General features: G+C 72.6%; 17 protein-coding genes and 1 tRNA gene. 8 read left to right on the top strand and 10 right to left on the bottom strand.

All coding sequences use genetic code 11. The features are described 5' to 3' along the window. Positions 1–86: 86 nt before the first annotated feature. Positions 87–614, top strand: coding sequence for an amino-acid N-acetyltransferase (locus ABD220_RS10585; protein WP_344122353.1), 528 nt, complete (start codon positions 87–89; stop codon positions 612–614). Here the strand turns inward: ABD220_RS10585 and ABD220_RS10580 are convergent. Continuing rightward, positions 598–1575, bottom strand: a complete 978-nt coding sequence (locus tag ABD220_RS10580) for an HhH-GPD family protein (protein ID WP_344122351.1) — start codon at positions 1573–1575, stop codon at positions 598–600. The genes ABD220_RS10585 and ABD220_RS10580 overlap by 17 nt on opposite strands. Positions 1576–1599: 24 nt before the next feature. On the opposite strand from ABD220_RS10580, the gene ABD220_RS10575 reads away from it, so the two are divergent. Then, a complete protein-coding gene (locus ABD220_RS10575; protein ID WP_344122349.1) occupies positions 1600–2349 on the top strand; it encodes a hypothetical protein in 750 nt (249 codons plus the stop codon). A 16-nt stretch (positions 2350–2365) separates the two neighbouring features. Here the strand turns inward: ABD220_RS10575 and disA are convergent, their stop codons facing one another. The 3 genes from disA to ABD220_RS10560 form a co-directional block, all read right to left on the bottom strand. After that, a complete protein-coding gene (gene disA / locus ABD220_RS10570) occupies positions 2366–3442 on the bottom strand; it encodes a DNA integrity scanning diadenylate cyclase DisA (RefSeq protein ID WP_344122347.1) in 1077 nt (358 codons plus the stop codon). Between the two features lie 7 nt (positions 3443–3449). Next, a complete protein-coding gene (gene radA / locus ABD220_RS10565; RefSeq protein WP_344122345.1) occupies positions 3450–4877 on the bottom strand; it encodes a DNA repair protein RadA in 1428 nt (475 codons plus the stop codon). 132 nt (positions 4878–5009) lie between these two features. After that, positions 5010–6158, bottom strand: coding sequence for an FUSC family protein (locus tag ABD220_RS10560; protein ID WP_344122343.1), 1149 nt, complete (start codon positions 6156–6158; stop codon positions 5010–5012). A gap of 303 nt (positions 6159–6461) precedes the next feature. Here ABD220_RS10560 and pstS point away from each other — a divergent pair, with 303 nt between their 5' ends. The 4 genes from pstS to pstB all read left to right on the top strand — a co-directional run bounded on the left by pstS (position 6462) and on the right by pstB (position 10686). Next, positions 6462–7577, top strand: coding sequence for a phosphate ABC transporter substrate-binding protein PstS (gene pstS, locus ABD220_RS10555; RefSeq protein ID WP_344122341.1), 1116 nt, complete (start codon positions 6462–6464; stop codon positions 7575–7577). A 172-nt stretch (positions 7578–7749) separates the two neighbouring features. Continuing rightward, positions 7750–8706: a phosphate ABC transporter permease subunit PstC gene (pstC, locus tag ABD220_RS10550; RefSeq protein WP_344122339.1), complete on the top strand. Its 957-nt coding sequence runs from the start codon at positions 7750–7752 to the stop codon at positions 8704–8706. Continuing rightward, positions 8706–9839 (top strand): phosphate ABC transporter permease PstA, encoded by a 1134-nt coding sequence (pstA, locus tag ABD220_RS10545; RefSeq protein ID WP_344122337.1) that lies wholly within the window; start codon positions 8706–8708, stop codon positions 9837–9839. The genes pstC and pstA overlap by 1 nt, the downstream gene beginning before the upstream one ends. A 67-nt stretch (positions 9840–9906) precedes the next feature. Beyond that, on the top strand, positions 9907–10686 hold the full coding sequence (gene pstB / locus ABD220_RS10540) for a phosphate ABC transporter ATP-binding protein PstB (protein ID WP_344122335.1): 780 nt from the start codon (positions 9907–9909) through the stop codon (positions 10684–10686). Positions 10687–10827: 141 nt separating this feature from the next. Here the strand turns inward: pstB and ABD220_RS10535 are convergent, their stop codons facing one another. From ABD220_RS10535 to glsA, 4 genes are all read right to left on the bottom strand, one after another. Further along, positions 10828–11844, bottom strand: a complete 1017-nt coding sequence (locus tag ABD220_RS10535) for an inorganic phosphate transporter (protein WP_344122333.1) — start codon at positions 11842–11844, stop codon at positions 10828–10830. Between the two features lie 4 nt (positions 11845–11848). Next, the gene (locus ABD220_RS10530) at positions 11849–12463 is read right to left on the bottom strand and encodes a DUF47 domain-containing protein (protein WP_344122331.1); all 615 of its coding nucleotides are present in this window, start codon (positions 12461–12463) and stop codon (positions 11849–11851) included. Between the two features lie 281 nt (positions 12464–12744). After that, a complete protein-coding gene (locus ABD220_RS10525) occupies positions 12745–13389 on the bottom strand; it encodes a hypothetical protein (protein ID WP_344122329.1) in 645 nt (214 codons plus the stop codon). Between the two features lie 46 nt (positions 13390–13435). Then, the gene (gene glsA, locus ABD220_RS10520; RefSeq protein ID WP_344122327.1) at positions 13436–15307 is read right to left on the bottom strand and encodes a glutaminase A; all 1872 of its coding nucleotides are present in this window, start codon (positions 15305–15307) and stop codon (positions 13436–13438) included. 183 nt (positions 15308–15490) lie between these two features. Between glsA and ABD220_RS10515 the strand changes: the two genes are divergently transcribed. Beyond that, positions 15491–15566, top strand: a tRNA-Lys gene (locus ABD220_RS10515). Positions 15567–15663: 97 nt separating this feature from the next. On the opposite strand, the gene ABD220_RS10510 is transcribed toward ABD220_RS10515, so the two are convergent. Both ABD220_RS10510 and ABD220_RS10505 read right to left on the bottom strand, forming a co-directional pair. Beyond that, entirely contained in the window at positions 15664–15948 is a 285-nt protein-coding gene (locus ABD220_RS10510; RefSeq protein ID WP_344122325.1) for a hypothetical protein, read from the bottom strand. A gap of 164 nt (positions 15949–16112) precedes the next feature. Further along, complete coding sequence (locus ABD220_RS10505; protein WP_344122323.1) at positions 16113–16367, bottom strand: hypothetical protein; 255 nt, start codon at positions 16365–16367, stop codon at positions 16113–16115. Between the two features lie 152 nt (positions 16368–16519). Between ABD220_RS10505 and ABD220_RS10500 the strand changes: the two genes are divergently transcribed. After that, complete coding sequence (locus ABD220_RS10500; protein ID WP_344122321.1) at positions 16520–16744, top strand: hypothetical protein; 225 nt, start codon at positions 16520–16522, stop codon at positions 16742–16744. Positions 16745–16798 lie beyond the last annotated feature (54 nt).

Genomic DNA, 16798 nt, shown 5'->3' with positions numbered 1-16798 from the left:
CGGGCCCCTCGGCGTCCGCCCAAGTGGGGACGGGGCGGGGGGCAGCCTCCGCGGGGCGGCAGAGTTCGCAAGCGTACACTTGGGGCGTGACCGAGCTTCGCCTGCGACCCGCCCGCACCTCCGACGTCCCCGCCATCAAGGACCTCGTGGCCCCGCTGGCGCGCGCCGGGGTGCTGATCAACAAGGACACGGTCGCCTACTACGAGGGCATCCAGGAGTTCCTGGTGGTGGAGGCGGTCGGCGACGAGCAGACCGGCCTCATCGGCTGCGGGGCCCTGCACGTGATGTGGGAGGACCTGGGCGAGGTCCGGACCCTCGCCACCTCCGACGCGTGGCGGGGCCGCGGGGTGGGGCGCACGCTGCTGGCCGGGCTGATCGAGCGGGCCCGCGCCGTGGGGGTCTCGCGCGTGTTCTGCCTGACATTCGAGGTCGACTTCTTCAGCCGGTACGGCTTCGAGGTCATGCCCAACCAGAACCAGGTGGACCCCGACGTGTTCGCCGAGCTGCTGCGCTCGCACGACGAGGGCGTGGCCGAGTACCTGGACCTGGCCCGCGTGAAGCCCAACACCCTCGGCAACACCCGGATGCTGCTCGAGCTCAGCCCGGAAGACTGACCCCGGCCGGTCCCGCGACGGCCAGCCCGTCCCGCAGCAGCCCGTCCAGGGCGCGCACGCGCTGCTCCTCCGGGGCGGCCAGCCCGTGCAGGGCGTCCAGGGCCCGCAGGGACTCCGGTGGCAGGCCCGCGCCCGTGGCGAGGTCCACGGGCCCCGTGAGCCGGCGGGCCGGCACCGGTGCGGACCCGGCCCGCAGCACCGCCATGATCGCCCCGCGGACCTGGCGGTCCGTGCCGTGCCAGCGCTGACCCCGCGGCGCCTCGACGGGCTCGGGCCGTCCCGCGGCGACCCACGCGCACGCCTCCCGCACCGGGCACTGCTCGCACCGGGGTGAGCGGGCCGTGCAGACGAGGGCGCCGAGCTCCATCACCGCCTGGTTCCAGCGCACGGCCAGGTCGTCGTCGGCGGGCATCAGCTCCTCGGCGAGCCGCAGCTCCGCGGCCGTCAGGGACCGCGCCGGCAGGGCCCGGCCCGAGACGACCCGGGCGTGCACGCGGCGGATGTTCGTGTCCACCACGGTCTGCCGGTCCCCGAAGGCGAAGACCGCGATCGCGGCGGCCGTGTAGGCGCCGACGCCGGGCAGGGCCAGCAGCAGCTCGTGCGCGGCCGGCACCCGGCCCCCGTGCCGTTCGGTGATCTCGACGGCGGCCGCGTGCAGCCGCAGGGCCCGCCGCGGATAGCCGAGCCGGCCCCAGGCGCGCACGGCCTCCCCAGCGCTCTCGGCCGCGAGGTCCGCGGGCCGGGGCCAGCGCTGCATCCACGCCCGCCACACGGGCAGCACGCGCACCACGGGCGTCTGCTGGAGCATGAACTCGCTGACCATGACCCCCCACGGGGAGCAGGACGGGTCCCGCCAGGGCAGGTCCCGGGCGGCGTCGTCGAACCAGTCGGTCACGGCCCGGTGCAGGCCCGGCAGGCCGGGATCCGGGGCGGCGGTCGGGACGGTGTGCGGAGAGCTCATCGGAGTCCACTGTAGCCTGGGAGCATGGCGCAGAAGGGACCCGGGAGCACCCCCCACGGACGGTCGGGGAACGGTCACGACGACGACGGACGAGCACCTCGCGACCCCGGATCCCGGCGCGAGCGCCCCGAGGTGTACCGGCGCCGCCGGCTCCTGGCGGCCCTCGCGGCGAGCGTGCTGCTCGTGCTCGTGGCCGTGGGGCTGGTCTCGGCCGTCGCGGGCATGCTGGGCCCCGCGGAGACGGAGGACGTCCCGGCCCCGGAGGCGGCCACGGCGTCGGCCGCCGCCGCCTCGGAGGAGCCCTTCGCGGACTTCACGCCGCGGCCGGACGAGAGCGCGTCGGCGTCGGCGTCCGCGCCGGTGACCGGGGCCGCCACGGCGGGGCCGGTCGAGGAGTGCGGCCCCGACCTGGCCGTGCGGGCGGCCACGGACCGGGAGAGCTATCCCGGGGACGTCGAACCGGTCCTCGTGCTGACCCTGGAGAACACGGGAGAGGACTCCTGCCGCGTCAACGCGGGCACGTCCCGGATGGTCTACGAGGTGACCTCGGGGGCGGACACCGTCTTCGACAGCAGGCACTGCCAGGCCGGCTCCGAGGACGCGGAGGTGACGCTCGAACCCGGACAGGAGGAGAGCGCCCGGCTGACGTGGAACCGCCTGCGCACCGCCGAGGGCTGCGCGGAGGCGGGGGGCGAGGCCCGGGCGGGCTACTACCGCCTGGTGACCTCCCTGGGGGAGCGCACCGCGGAGCCCGTGCCGTTCGTCCTGGAGTGAGCGTGCCGCGCGGGGCTCACATGAAGCGTTCGAGCAGGCTGGTCTCGGCCATCCGGGAGAGGGACTCGCGCACCGTGCGGGCCCGCTGCTCGCCGATGCCCTCGACGGCCTTCAGGTCCTCGAGGTTGGCGGCCATCAGGGACTGCAGGCCGTCGAACTGGCGCACGAGCCGGTTGGCCACCGCCCGCGGCATCGACTTGATGCCCTCCAGCAGCCGGTAGCCGTGCGGGTGCAGGTCCGTCTCGAGGCTGCCCTGCGGCTCGACGAGGCCCACCGACACCGCGATCCGCTGCAGGTCGATGAGCTCCGCGGGGGTGAGCTCGGCGAGACGCTCCAGCCCCGCCTCGATCCCCGCCGCGGGGGTGTCGTCGGGCAGGTAGTCGCGCAGCACCACGTCCGGACCCGGGCCGGTGCCGGCCGTGAGCTCCTCGAGCTGCAGGGCGATGAGCCGCCCGTCCACGCCCAGCTCGAGCACGTACCAGCCGATCTCCGAGGAGATCCGTCGGACCATCTCCATGCGCTGAAGGGTCAGGGCCACGTCCCGCACCGTCACGGACGCCTCGATCTCGAGCGAGGAGAGGCTGCCGAGCACCTGTTCCATCCGGTGGCTGTAGTGCTCGAGCGTCTGGAGGGCCTGGTTGGCGCGGGCCATGATCGACTGCGAGCCCTCGATGGCGTAGCGGGTCTCGCCCACGTAGATGGTGATGACGCTCATGGACTGGCTCACGGAGATCACCGGCACCCCGGTCTCCTTGGCGGTGCGCTCCGCGGAGCGGTGCCGGGTGCCGGACTCCGTGGTGCCGATCGAGGGGTCGGGCACGAGCTGGACCCCGGCCTTGAGGATGCGGGTGGCGTCCCGGTCGCAGATGATGGCGCCGTCCATCTTGGCCAGCTCCCGAAGCTTGGGCGCGGTGCAGTCGGTGTCGATGTCGAAGCCGCCGGAGCAGATGGCCTCGACCGATCGGTCGAAGCCGAGCACCAGCAGCCCTCCCGTGCGCCCGCGCAGGATCCGCTCGAGACCGGTGCGCAGCTCGGTGCCGGGCGCGATGCGGGCCAGCGTCTTGCGCAGTGCGTTCTCAGGGGTCTTCGCCACGGTCACATCATACGGCCGCGGCGGTCTGCCGGTTCCGGGCAGGAGCGGCGCCGGACCGGGGGAAGAGCAGCTCCATGGCGTCGCTGATGGTGGTCACCTCCCGCACGGTGAAACCTGCCGGGACCGGGCCCGGACCGGTGGAACTCGCGGGCACGACCGCGTGGGTGAAGCCCAGCCGGGCCACCTCCTGGATGCGGCGCCCGATGCCCGGGACGGGCCGCACCTCCCCGGCCAGGCCCACCTCCCCGAAGCACACCAGGCGCTGCGGCAGGGGCCGGTCCTGAGCGGCCGAGGCCAGCGCCATGGCCACGGCGAGGTCGGTGGACGGTTCGGTGAGCTTCACACCGCCGACCGTGGAGACGTAGCAGTCCAGCCCGGCCAGGTTCACCCCGGCCCGCCGCTGCAGGACGGCGAGCAGCATCGCGACCCTCGAGGAGTCCAGGCCGGCGGTGGCCCGCCGGGGCTGGGCGGTGGACGAGCGGTCCAGCAGCGCCTGCACCTCGGCGAGGAGGGGCCGGCGGCCCTCGAGGGTCACCGTGAGGCACGTGCCGGACACCGGCAGGGCCGTGCGGGAGACGAACAGGCCCGAGGGGTCCTCGACGCTCGTGATCCCGGTCTCGGTGAGGTCGAAGCAGCCGACCTCGTCCGTGGGGCCGTAGCGGTTCTTCACCGCCCGCAGCAGCCGGATCCGGGAGTGCTTCTCGCCCTCGAACTGGCACACCACGTCCACCAGGTGCTCGAGCAGCCGCGGTCCGGCGATGGAGCCGTCCTTGGTCACGTGACCGACGAGCAGCGTGGTCATGTTCCGCTGCTTGGCCGCGGCGATCAGGGAGGCGGCGACCTCGCGCACCTGCGTCACCCCGCCGGCGGAGCCCTCGACCTCGGCGCTGGCCAGGGTCTGCACGGAGTCGACCACGAGCAGGCGGGGGGAGATCTTCTCGATGTGGCCCAGTGCCGTGGCCAGGTCCGTCTCGGCGGTGAGGTACAGGGTGGGCGCCACGGCGTCGATCCGGTCCGCGCGCAGCTTCACCTGCGCCGCGGACTCCTCGCCCGTGACGTAGAGGACGTCGCGGGTGCCCTGGCCCGTGCCCTCCGCGAAGCGCGCGGCGACGTCGAGCAGCAGGGTCGACTTCCCGACCCCGGGCTCGCCCGCCATGAGCACGACCGCGCCCGGGACCAGCCCACCGCCCAGGACCCGGTCCAGCTCGGGCACCCCGGTGGGCGCCGAGGTCGCCACGGTGGCGTCCACCTGGGCGATGGGGCGGGCGGGCTCGGCGATCGACCGGGCGGCGGTGGTGCGGGCCTTGTGCTCGCCGATCTCCTCGACCGTGCCCCAGGCCTGGCACTCCCCGCACCGGCCCACCCACTTGGCCGTGCTCCAGCCGCACTCGGTGCAGCGGTAGGCGGGGGAGTTGCGGCGGGTGCGGGTGCTCATGGCGTCCAGGCTAGCCGCCGCGTCGGACGGCACAGGCGCCCCGGCCTGCTCCGCCGCCGGCGGCGGCCACGGCCGGGGAGGGCGTCGCCGTGAGCGCGCAGATCCCCGCGGTCCGCACCGACGAGGCCGTGCTCAGGCGCGGTCCCAGCCCTCGAGCCGGGGCAGCTGGTCCCGCGCCTCGTCGTGCGTCATCCCGGCCGCCTCCAGCAGGTCCACGACCATGGGGCGCATGTCCAGCACCAGGGTCTCGCCCTCCATGGTGCGCACCCCCATCCGTCCGGGGTCCAGGCGCCCCGCCACGTTCGCCAGCTCGTTGCGGGCCTGGCGCAGGTAGCTCTCCCGGGACCCGGGGGAGGCCACCGCGAGCGCGTTGCCCAGGGTGACGACCGCGTCCGCGAGGTCCTCGAGGGCACTGCTGATGGCCGCCACGGCCTCGTCCGAGAGCGTCACGTGGTTGAGCACGGAGGCCAGCCGGCGGGCGAGGACCCGGGCGTTGCGCACGGCGAGGTCCAGGTAGCGGATGGAGTGGGCGATCCCCACGATCTCGGCCCGGCGGCCGCGGTAGAGCGGTGAGGCCGTGGCGATCTCGAGGGCGGACCTCAGCCCGGACGTCACCGAGTCCACCAGCGGCTGGGTCTGCCGGGCACGCACGAGAGCGTGCCAGGCGGCGGTGGCGTCGTAGTCCTCCGTGGCCCGGCTCGCCTCCCGGAGCACCCCGGAGAACTCGTCGACGAGCGCCCGCAGGCCCTGGCGCGGCTGGTTGCGCGGGTCCGTGGGCACGAAGTAGGCCATGGCCAGGGCGCACAGCCCACCCACGACCGCGTCCGTGGAGCGGGCGAAGACCCCGTCCTCGGAGGGCGGCAGCAGGACCACGAGCACGGACTGCAGCCCCATCTGCGTGGTGAACAGCGTGCCGTTGTCCAGGAAGCGGGCCAGCAGGATCGAGGTCATGAGGACCACCCCGGCCTGCCACACGCCCGTGCCCAGGACGTGGATCAGCGTGTCGCCCACGGCGATGCCGAGGGTGCAGCCGATCGAGACCTCGAGGACCCGCCGGTAGCGCAGCCCGTCCTTCGCGAAGCCCAGGGCCACGAGGGCCGCGGTGGCCGCGAAGATGGGCCCGGAGTGGCCCAGCAGCTGCTCGGCGATCACGTAGGCCCCGACGCTGGCGACCGTGATCTGGAAGCTCTGGAGCACGCCCGTCCGGACCCGGGTGAGACCGACCCGGGTGCGGCTGCGCACCGCGCGGGCGACGGCTCGCGCACGGTTGCCTGGCTGCATGGGGCCATCCTAGGCGAGCGGCACGGGGCCGCCCGGCGTGCCGGAGGATCCCGCTGGACCGGTCCTGGGACCGGACGGCTGCAGTGTGAGATGCGCAACTCGACCGCGCTCCCAGGGCCTGTGTTCACCCTCCGTTCACCTTCACGGGTCACTCTGGCCATCTGCGCTCCCTAGCGTCTCTGGGTGAGAGGTCCGCGGTCGCACCGCAGATCCCCCTCTCGCCATGGTCCGGAACTCTTCCGGTGCCACATCGAACGACGGCCCCTCGACGGGGCACCACCGTGATCTGAAGGGGCTATTCAAGTGAAGGTTTCCCACCTCGGCCGTTCTGCAGCCGTTCTGGCCATCGGTTCGCTCGCACTCACCGCGTGCGGTTCGGACAACGCCACGGGCGAAGGGTCCGGTTCCGCCGAGACCTCGGCCGCCGGTGCCGGGGTCTCCGGCACGCTGACCGGGATCGGTGCGTCCTCGCAGCAGGCCGCGATGACGGCCTGGCAGAACGGTTTCCAGGGCGCCAACCCCGAGGCCCAGGTGCAGTACTCCCCGGACGGCTCCGGCGCCGGGCGCGAGGCCTTCACCGCCGGCGGCGCGGACTTCGCCGGCACCGACGCCTACCTCGACGACGAGGAGTACGAGGCGTCCCAGGAGGTCTGTGGTCCCGACGGCGGCTTCCACATCCCGGCCTACATCTCCCCGATCGCGGTGGCCTTCAACCTGCCCGGCGTCGACACCGTCAACATGGACGGCGAGACCATCGCCCAGGTCTTCACCGGCGAGATCACCGAGTGGAACGACCCGGCCATCGCCGAGCTCAACCCGGACGCCGACCTGCCGGACACCGCCATCACCGTGGTTCACCGCAACGACGAGTCCGGCACCACCGAGAACTTCCAGGAGTACCTGGCCGCGGCCGCCCCCGAGGTGTGGACCGAAGAGGTCTCCGGCAACTGGCCGTCCCAGTGGGCCGCGGAGAACAACAAGGGCACCGCCGGCGTGGTCCAGTCCACCAACGCCACCGAGGGCGCCATCACCTACGCGGACGCCTCCGCCGTGGGCGACCTCGGCACCGTGGCCGTGGGTGTCGGCGAGGAGTTCGTGAACTATTCCCCGGAGGCGGCCTCGACCGCCGTCGAGTCCTCCACCCCCGTCGAGGGCCGCGCCGAGTACGACATGGCGATGAACCTCGAGCGCGACACCACGGCGTCGGGTGCCTACCCGATCGTGCTCGTCTCCTACCACCTGTTCTGCTCGCAGTACGACTCCCAGGAGACCGCCGACCTCGCCAAGGCCTTCGGCGAGTACGTCATCAGCGAGGACGGGCAGCAGACGGCCGCCGACGCCGCCGGGTCCGCCCCGATGTCGGAGAGCCTCCGCACGCAGGCCCAGGAGGCCCTCGACCAGATCACGGTCGCCGGCTGATCCTGTTCCGCTGATCCCGTTCGGCGCGGGCCGGGCCTTCGCGCCCGGGCCCGCGCCGAACGGGACGTTTCTGTGTGAGGCGTCCTCGACGTGAGGCGCCTCACCGGATCCCGGCGCCGGGACCGATCCCGTCCGGCGCAGCTCGTTCCAGGCCACCGAAGGGGCGCACGACATGTCCACCACCCTCACCACCAAGGAGCCCACCGCCCTCGTCGAGGAGGAGGCGGACGGCGGCCGGACCGGCGACTCGGTCTTCGCGGGGTTCAGCCTCGGCGCGGGCATCCTGATCCTCGCGTCCCTGGCAGCCGTGGCACTGTTCCTCTTCCTGGAGGCTCTGCCCACCTTCCAGGCACCCGCCGAGAACATCACCGGCGGGGCCGGCTTCTGGTCCTACATCTGGCCCCTGATCATCGGCACGGTGATCGCGGCCGTCATCGCCCTGGTGATCGCGACCCCGATCGGCGTGCTGGTGGCTCTGTACATCTCCCACTACGCACCCGCGCGGATCGCGAAGCCGGTCGGCTACATCATCGACCTGCTGGCCGCGATCCCGTCCGTCATCTACGGCGCGTGGGGCACCACGGTCCTCGCGTCCGCGCTCGTGCCCTTCTTCGCCTGGCTCACCGCGAACCTGGGCTTCATCCCGATGTTCTCCGGTCCCGCCTCGCAGACCGGCAAGACCATGCTCACGGTCGGCATCGTGCTGGCCATCATGATCCTGCCGATCATCACGGCGATGTCCCGGGAGATCTTCATCCAGACGCCCAAGCTGCACGAGGAGGCGGCCCTGGCCCTCGGTGCCACCCGCTGGGAGATGATCCGGATGACCGTGCTGCCGTTCGCCCGCCCCGGCATCATCTCCTCGGTGATGCTGGCCCTCGGTCGGGCCCTCGGCGAGACCATGGCCGTGGCCCTCGTACTCTCGGGCGGTCCGCTGACGGCCTCGCTCGTACGGTCGGGGAACCAGACCATCGCGGCCGAGATCGCGCTCAACTTCCCGGAGGCCTACGGGCTGCGGTTGTCCGAGCTCATCGCGGCCGGTCTGATCCTGTTCCTCATCACCCTGATCGTGAACATGATCGCCCGCGCCATCATCGCCCGCTACAAGGAATTCTCGGGAGCCAACTGATGTCGACCGCATCCCTCCGTCAGCCGACCTCGTCGCCCAGCCCTGCGGGCCGCCGGCCCACCCTGACGCGCAACCAGAAACCGAAGTGGCTGATCCCGGTGATCGCGGTCGCCGCCGTCGTGGTGGGAGCGGCACTCGCTGCCGTGGTGGGATTCTCCACGGTCGTGTGGGCCGTTTTCGCCGCCGTGCTCTTCCTCGTGGCCGCCCCGGTCGCCGTGACCGCCGTCGAGGGCGGGCGGAAGGGAGCCGACTCCCTGGTGACCTACCTGGTCCACGCGGCGTTCATCCTGGCGGTGGTGCCGCTGGTCTCCGTGATCTGGACGGTGCTCGCCAACGGTCTTCCCGGATTGACCTCCAATCTGCTGCTGACCTCCATGAACGGGGTCACGGGCGCCACCGACAACGCCGCGGCGGCGGGGGATGCCCCGGTGCTGGGCGGCGCCTACCACGCGATCGTGGGCACGGTGTCCATCACCTTCTGGGCCACGCTCATGTCGGTCCCCATCGGTCTGCTCACGGCCATCTACCTCGTGGAGTACTCGAAGGGCGGCTGGCTCGGGAGGTGGATCACTTTCTTCGTGGACGTCATGACGGGCATCCCCTCGATCGTGGCCGGCCTGTTCGCCGCGGCCCTCTTCGGCCTCCTGTTCGGTCCGTCCACACGGTTCGGCTTCGTCGCGGCGGTCGCGCTGACCGTGCTGATGATCCCCACGGTCGTGAAGAACACCGAGGAGATGCTGAAGATCGTCCCGAACGAGCTGCGCGAGGCCGCCTACGCCCTGGGCGTGCGCAAGTGGCGGACGATCCTCAAGGTCGTGATCCCCACCGCGATCTCCGGCATCGCCTCCGGCGTGACCCTGGCGATCGCCCGCGTGATCGGGGAGACCGCTCCGCTGCTCGTCACCGCGGGCTTCGCCACCGCGATCAACTGGAACTCGTTCTCCGGGTGGATGACCACGCTGCCGACGTTCATCTACTACCAGATCCTCACTCCCACCTCACCCACCAATCCGGACCCCTCGCAGCAGCGCGCGTGGGCGGCAGCCCTGATCCTGATCCTGATCGTGATGTTGCTCAACCTCCTCGCCCGTCTCGTCGCGAGGGCTTTCGCCCCCAAGGCCGCCGGCCGCTGACCCGCGCCGTCCCGGCTCTGCCCGAGCTCCCGCACGCACCTCCGCGAGAAAGAAGCAAGGAACACACATGTCCAAGCGAATCGACGTCGAGAACCTCAATGTCTACTACGGCGACTTCCTGGCCGTCGAGGACGTCGCCATGGGGATCGACGCCCGCTCGGTGACCGCGTTCATCGGCCCGTCCGGCTGCGGCAAGTCCACCTTCCTGCGAACCCTCAACCGCATGCACGAGGTGATTCCCGGTGCCCGGGCCGAGGGCAAGGTGCTTCTGGACGGCGAGGACCTCTACGGCCCCGGCGTGGACCCGGTCGTGGTGCGCTCCATGATCGGCATGGTCTTCCAGCGACCCAACCCGTTCCCCACGATGTCCATCCGCGACAACGTGCTCGCGGGGGTGAAGCTCAACAGCAAGCGGATCTCCCGGTCCGACGCCGACGCCCTCGTGGAGGACTCCCTCCAGGGCGCGAACCTCTGGAACGAGGTGAAGGACCGCCTCGACAGGCCGGGCTCGAGCCTGTCCGGCGGTCAGCAGCAGCGCCTGTGCATCGCGCGGGCGATCGCGGTGAAGCCCGAGGTGATCCTCATGGACGAGCCGGCGTCCGCGCTCGACCCGATCTCCACGCTGGCGATCGAGGACCTGATCAACGAGCTCAAGCAGGACTACACCGTGGTGATCGTGACCCACAACATGCAGCAGGCCTCCCGCATCTCGGACCGGACGGCCTTCTTCAACATCCAGGGCACGGGCAAACCGGGCAAGCTCATCGAGTACGGTCCCACCTCGGAGATCTTCAGCAACCCGAAGCAGCAGCAGACGGAGGACTACGTCTCCGGCCGATTCGGCTGAGCCGGCTCGTCCGGTGACGACGACGGGCGCCGGTCACCTCGCGAGGGGGGCCTGCGCCCGTCGTCGTCGGCGCTCCGGTCCTCGGCGCGGGACCTGCGACACAGCGTGCCGCAGGGGTGCCCCGGCCCGCCCGCGGCACCTCTAGAGCAACGGCGAGAGGGCGAGCAGGAGCGTGCCGGAGACCATTCCGCACACCGGGATGGTGAGGGCCCACACGAGGAGGACACGCCGCACCACCCCGGCGTTGACCGTGTGGAAGCGCTGCTGCCGTCCCGCGCCCAGGATCGCTGCGGCCGTGGTCTGGGACGTGGACATCGGCACCGGGATCAGCGTCCCGCCCAGGAACAGCAGGGCGCCCGCCACCCCTTGGGCCACCGCGCCGCGGAACGGGTCGATCGTGATCATCCTGGAGGACAGGGTGTAGGCGATCCGCCAGGCCCCGAACAGGGTGCCCGAGCCGAGCCCGGCCGCGACGACCAGGAGCAGCCAGGGGGCGGGGCCGCCCGCCAGGGGGTCCTGCAGGCCGGCGCACAGCAGCAGCGTCGCGAAGACCCACGTGGCGCGGCGGCCATGGTGGACGCCGTGCCCGAAGGCCACGGCCGACGCGCCGATGGCCAGGGCGAGCCGGGAGCGGAACGTGGTGGCGTCCGGTTCGGAGTGCCGCAGCAGGTGCAGCAGTGGGATCACGAGTGCCCAGGCCGCGGTGTAGGCGGCCAGGGGCGCCAGCGCGAGGGGGACGACGAGCTGGTAGAAGACCGAGGTCGTGAGCGGGTTCTCCGCCACCAGATCCACGGCGCGGGCGCCCAGCAGGGCCCCGAACAGCCCGCCGGCCAACGCCGTGGTCGAGGAGCTGGGCATGCCCCACCACCAGGTGAGCACGTTCCAGCCCACCGTCGTCAGCAGGGCACAGACGATCGTCGCGGAGCCCACCACGTCGTGCGGCACCGGGACGCCCCGGATGACCCAGTCCGCGAGCAGGTATCCGGCGGCCCAGACGCCCGCGACGTTGACCAGCGCGGTGAACACGAGGCCCACCCGCGGGGTCAGGGCGCGGAAGCGCACGGGCAGGGCGAGGGCGTTGGGGGCGTCGTGGAAGCCGTTGACGAAGGTGTGGACCACGGCCAGGACGACCCCGAGGACGGTCAGGGTGGTCAGCACGGGGTCACGACTCCGCCACGACGATCCGGCCCACCTCGGTGGAGACCCGCACCAGTGTGCGTGCGACCTCTGCGAAGCGTCGGACGACGCGCTCGCGCCGCATCGCCGGGATCGCCTTGTGGTTCTCGAGCAGGTGCGCCATGTGCAACTGGAAGATGCGCTCGGACTGCTTGCCCAGCCGCAGCATCTCGTACCAGTAGTCGTCCAGGCCCTGGAGGCTGCCGAGGTCGCGCATCGCCCGGGTGGTCAGCTCGGACATCCGCTCGATCACCCCGAGCTGGTCGGTGGCGTACGAGGGCGGCCGGGCGAGGGCGTAGGCGACGTGGGCCTCCGCGACCGCGAGCAGCTCCTCCGCGGCCTTGTTGAGCCAGTGTCCCAGGATGTAGACGTCCTGCCGGGGAACGGGGATCACGAACGTGGAGCGCACGGTGGTCATCACGGAGAAGTACAGGTCCGTGGAGCGGGCCTCGCACTCGCGGATCGCGTCGAGGGCCGCGACGTCGACCTCGGGGGAGCCCATCAGCTCGGACAGGAGTCGCACGCTCTCCGTCACCTGTCCCGACATCTCCGCCAGCAGATCCAGGACCTGCTCGTCCTCCGGGAAGATGCGAAGCGCCATGTGCTGACCGTCCTGGGCGTCGGGACCTGCGCCGCGGAGCACGGCGGGTCTCACTGTACATGGGGCCGTCGAACGGCCCGTGGGCAGCCAGTGGTCCCGGAAGATGGGGGGCGGTGCCGGACCGGGAGCGCCTCTCGGCGGAAGGCCGCTCGTGGCGGCTATGTGATGGAGCCCGGGGCTGCCGCGGCCCGGCACCTGCGTTCCATGGTAGTCGACGTGCGCGCGGGGCCAAGTCCTGCGGCTGTGGCCTCCGGCACGGCCGGGCACGCAGCCGCCGGGGATCAGTCGAGGTGGCCGCGGCGCCACTGGTGCGCCGCGGCCTCGAGCTCCTCCGCGGTCCGCTCGAGCCGCTGGGTGAGGGCCACGGTGCTCGGCGCCCGGGCCGCGTCCGGGTCCACGACCGGCACCTGCCCGGTGTCCGCCAGCCGGATCCGGCCGAGGGCGATCACGCGGCAGAAGGCCGCGAACCGATCCAGGGCGACGTCGAACTCCCCGTTGAACGCGCCGGAGAGGATCGCGTCCGCCATGGAGGTGATCTCGTCCGCCCCGGGGGGCTCCGCGACGCCGGCCACCACGTGCGAGACCTGCGCGGTGCCCCGCCCCGCCGCGAAGTAGCGGCCCATCCGGACCGGGTCCTTCCGCACCCCCGCCCGCAGGGCGTAGAGCCGCCACAGGGCCCCGGGCAGGGACACGGCCGGGGCCTCCGCCCACATCTCGGCGATGCCCTCGAGGCCCTGCTCGTCGGTCAGCTCGATGAGCCGCCGGCTGATCTCGGGGTCGTCGCTGGCGCGCCCGCGGGAGACCAGGGCGTGGGCGGCGAGGTGGGCCGCCTCGGAGACGCGGGCCGGGTCGGGGCCGCCCTCGTGCGCTGCGAACTGCTCCGGGGAGAACTTCACCGGCTTGTGGTGGCGGGGCGCTTCGCTCATGCGTCCAGCGTACGGCCGCGGCCCCCCGCGGCGGGCCACGGAGTGCTCACCAGTCGCTGGCCGAGGCGTGCACGGCCGCGTCCCGCCACTGCTGGTCGGCGCGTTCGAAGCCGTCCCGGGCCAGCGCCTTCCACAGCCGCAGCCCCAGCGCGGGCTGCTCCTGCTCGAGCTCCGCGAGCGCCTGCGGGGGCAGCACCCGCGCGGTGACGTCGGTGACGGCGCTCAGGGTCACGTGCTGCTTGTCCCCGGTGCCCAGGGCGAGCTCCCCGAAGCTCATCCCCGGGCCGAGGACCTGCAGCTCGACGCGCTCGCCGGTGGGCGTGCGCAGGGACATCGACACGCTCCCGCTCACGATGAGGTGGATCCCGGCGAAGTTCTGCCCCGTGCGCAGGATGTTCTCCCCGGCAGCCCACGTCCGCTCGACGGTCCGCGTGCGGAGCTCGCGGGCGTCGTCGGGGTCCAGGCGGGAGAACAGCTCGGACTCCACGGGCTTCACCCGGGACGGGGTGCACTCCGGTCCGCCGTGCTCCTCGAGCAGCCGGTCCTCGACCCACTTGATGGCCTTGGCCCGGCTGGGGAACACCTCGAGCGGCGGATCGCCCTCGAAGGAGCCGGCGAAGCCCGGGTCGGTGGCGACCGCCACCACGGTGCGGCCGGCCGCGTGCAGCTCGGCCCGGGTCTTGGCCAGGAGCGGCATCGCGTACTCGGCGATCACGTCCACCCGGCGCATGTCCACCACCACGTACGAGGCGTCGTAGGCAATGTCGCGGACCGTGCGGATCGCGGTCTCCGTGCCCGTGAACAGCAGGTCCCCCTGGAGCTCCACGACGACGGCGTCCTTGCCGTGCTCGGCCAGCACCTCCTCCGCCTCGGCGTTGCGGCGCACGAGCGAGGGGGACTGGTCGATGGGGTAGCTGGCGCGCACCGTGGAGCGGGCCACCCGTGCGGTGTGCGTGAAGTGCAGGTCGAGGTCCTGGGAGAGCCGCTCGCAGGCGAGCACCCCGCGCACGCTGTTGCCGTGCCGGTCCAGCGCCGGCGAGAAGGTGGCCACCGCCAGCTCCCCGGGCAGGACGGCGATGATGCCGCCGCCCACCCCGGACTTCGCGGGCAGGCCCACCCGGACCATCCACTCACCGGCGTCGTCGTACATCCCGCAGGAGCTCATGACGGAGAGCACCCGGGAGACGGTGTCGACGTCGAAGACCTGCTCCCCGGTCAGCGGGTTCGTGCCGGCGTTGGCGAGGGTCGCGCCCATCAGGGCGAGGTCGCGGCACGTGATCAGCACCGAGCACTGGGCGAAGTAGTCCTCGAGGGCCTGGGTCGGGTCCCCCTCGATGATGCCGGCGGAGGCCAGGAGGTAGCCGAGGGCGCGGTTGCGGTCCCCGGCGTCGTGCTCCTGGGCGAGGACCTCGGGGCTGATCGCCAGGTCGCGGCCCGCGCACCGCGAGTAGGCCTCGCGGATCCGGTCCCGGCGCAGGTCGCGGTCGCTGTCCGGGACGAGCCACGTCGAGGCGATCGCGCCGGCGTTGATCATGGGATTGGCGGGGCGCCCGGAGCCCGGCTGGAGGGAGATCTCGTTGTACGCGTCCCCGCTCGGCTCCACGTCCATCTTCGCGTGCACCGCCTCCGCCCCGAGGTCGGAGAGGGCGAGCGCGTAGGTGAACGCCTTGGAGATCGACTGGATGCTGAACTCGTCCCGTGTGCTGCCGGCCTCGTACACGTGGCCGTCCGCGGTGGCGATGACGATGCCGAAGCGCTCCGTGTCGGCTCCGGCCAGGGCGGGGACGGACGGGCTGGGCTCGCCGCCGCGGACGTCCCGCAGCTGCTCCACCACCTGCTCGAGGTACTCGGTGACGGCCGAGGGACCGAAGAGGCCCGTCTCCGCGCGTGCTTGTTCCTCGGTGCTCGGCTGCGGCACGGTCGGTCCTCCGGTCGGGTCGGCGTGGGTGGCTCGGGACTGCCCACCACTCTAACCGTCAGGCGGCTGTGCGAATCCGGGGCGGATCTCCTCCCGGGGCGGGCACCGGCCCCCGGTGGGGACCGTGCGGTAGAGTGGTGCCCGCTCCGGACCGGCCGCGCCCCGTGCCTGCCGGTAGAGCACGGGCCTCTAGCTCAGTTGGTAGAGCAGTGGACTTTTAATCCATGGGTCGTGGGTTCGAGCCCCACGGGGCCCACCAGCGACAGAACCCCACCACTCCCGGTGCGTCCGGGGCCGGTGGGGTTCTTTGCTCGCCCGCAGTAGGTTTCCCGGCGCGCGCGGCAGTGCTGGTGGTGCTACTGGTCGAGCAGGGCGAGGGCTTCACCGATGCGGTCGCGCAGGGCCCGGGCCTGCTCCACGGTCCACGCCTCGTGGCCGATGTGCAGGACGAAGCCGTCGCGGTGGGCGTAGGAGCCGTCCGCGGTGGTGATGACCTCCCAGGTCTCCAGGAGGGCGACCGGTGAGGGGCCGGCGAGGGACCGGGCGGGCAGCTCCCGCGAGTTGGTGACCGTCTCGGGGTCGGTCAGCTCCTGACGGGTCGCCCAGCGGGGGCGGGGGACGAGAGCGGTGTTCTCGTACATGGGGGACCTTCCGGGGAGAGGGGGCATGTCCATGTTTATGCATGCGAGGGCCCGGGGGCGCGTGTGACCCGCGCGTGTCGCCGAGGGATCGAGGTGTAGACGTCCGTCGGCGTCGTCTGCACTTTTGTCCGGCCGGACGACGACGCCGGCCCGTCGGGGCCGGCCTACGGCCCGTCGAGCTGCTCGGAGGGCGTGGGGACCGACTCGGGGCCCGGCTGGTCCGGCGCGGGAGCCGCGGACCCGGTTTCGGGATCCGTCGGCAGACCGTCCGGCGTGGGGGTCGGCGTGACGGTGACCGGGGGAGGGGGGCTGAAGGACGTGGGGGAGACGCCGGGGGTGCTCTCCACCTCCTGCGGCCGGTCGTCGCACCCGGTCAGGGTCAGCGCGAGCAGGGCCACGGCGGGTAGTGTGCGGCGCATCGGGGAGCCTCTCTGTCGGGGACCACTCCACGGTATCCGGCGGGCCGCCGTTCCGGGGGCAGGTCGAGAAGTCGGCCGGGCCGCCGGCAGGACGCACCTCCCCGGGATGTGCGAGGATCCGGGGACCAGGACGCCGATCGGCAGGAGCCGCCATGTCCGAGCGCAGCAGTGAGCGCACCGCCCTCGTCCTCCTGTCCGCGACCGCTGTGCTGCTGCTCGCGGGCCAGGTGCTGACCTGGTCCTCGGAGGACGGGGTGTTCAGCGCCTTCGTGTTCGTCCTGCTGCTGCTCTGGGCCGCGGTGATCGCCGTGCGGGTGGTCCGCTTCGCCCGGCGGGACCGGCGCCCGGACGACACCGGCCCCGACGATCCCGTGTAGGTCGCAGCCGGGGCCGGACTCAGCCGCCGGCGAGCGGGTCCGGGTGCCCAGCCT

Source organism: Kocuria aegyptia, assembly GCF_039530085.1.
GTDB lineage: Bacteria > Actinomycetota > Actinomycetes > Actinomycetales > Micrococcaceae > Kocuria > Kocuria aegyptia.
The sequence above is the reverse complement of the archived record's forward strand: the minus strand, read 5'-3'. Positions and strand labels throughout refer to the sequence as shown.

Excerpts from the sequence above, each read along its gene's own strand:
- ABD220_RS10580 (WP_344122351.1), bottom strand. The coding sequence starts at position 1,575 with ATGAGCTCTCCGCACACCGTCCCGACCGCCGCCCCGGATCCCGGCCTG.
- ABD220_RS10575 (WP_344122349.1), top strand. The coding sequence starts at position 1,600 with ATGGCGCAGAAGGGACCCGGGAGCACCCCCCACGGACGGTCGGGGAAC.
- radA (WP_344122345.1), bottom strand. The coding sequence starts at position 4,877 with ATGAGCACCCGCACCCGCCGCAACTCCCCCGCCTACCGCTGCACCGAG.
- ABD220_RS10560 (WP_344122343.1), bottom strand. The coding sequence starts at position 6,158 with ATGCAGCCAGGCAACCGTGCGCGAGCCGTCGCCCGCGCGGTGCGCAGC.
- pstC (WP_344122339.1), top strand. The coding sequence starts at position 7,750 with ATGTCCACCACCCTCACCACCAAGGAGCCCACCGCCCTCGTCGAGGAG.
- pstA (WP_344122337.1), top strand. The coding sequence starts at position 8,706 with ATGTCGACCGCATCCCTCCGTCAGCCGACCTCGTCGCCCAGCCCTGCG.
- pstB (WP_344122335.1), top strand. The coding sequence starts at position 9,907 with ATGTCCAAGCGAATCGACGTCGAGAACCTCAATGTCTACTACGGCGAC.
- ABD220_RS10530 (WP_344122331.1), bottom strand. The coding sequence starts at position 12,463 with ATGGCGCTTCGCATCTTCCCGGAGGACGAGCAGGTCCTGGATCTGCTG.
- ABD220_RS10525 (WP_344122329.1), bottom strand. The coding sequence starts at position 13,389 with ATGAGCGAAGCGCCCCGCCACCACAAGCCGGTGAAGTTCTCCCCGGAG.
- ABD220_RS10510 (WP_344122325.1), bottom strand. The coding sequence starts at position 15,948 with ATGTACGAGAACACCGCTCTCGTCCCCCGCCCCCGCTGGGCGACCCGT.
- ABD220_RS10505 (WP_344122323.1), bottom strand. The coding sequence starts at position 16,367 with ATGCGCCGCACACTACCCGCCGTGGCCCTGCTCGCGCTGACCCTGACC.
- ABD220_RS10500 (WP_344122321.1), top strand. The coding sequence starts at position 16,520 with ATGTCCGAGCGCAGCAGTGAGCGCACCGCCCTCGTCCTCCTGTCCGCG.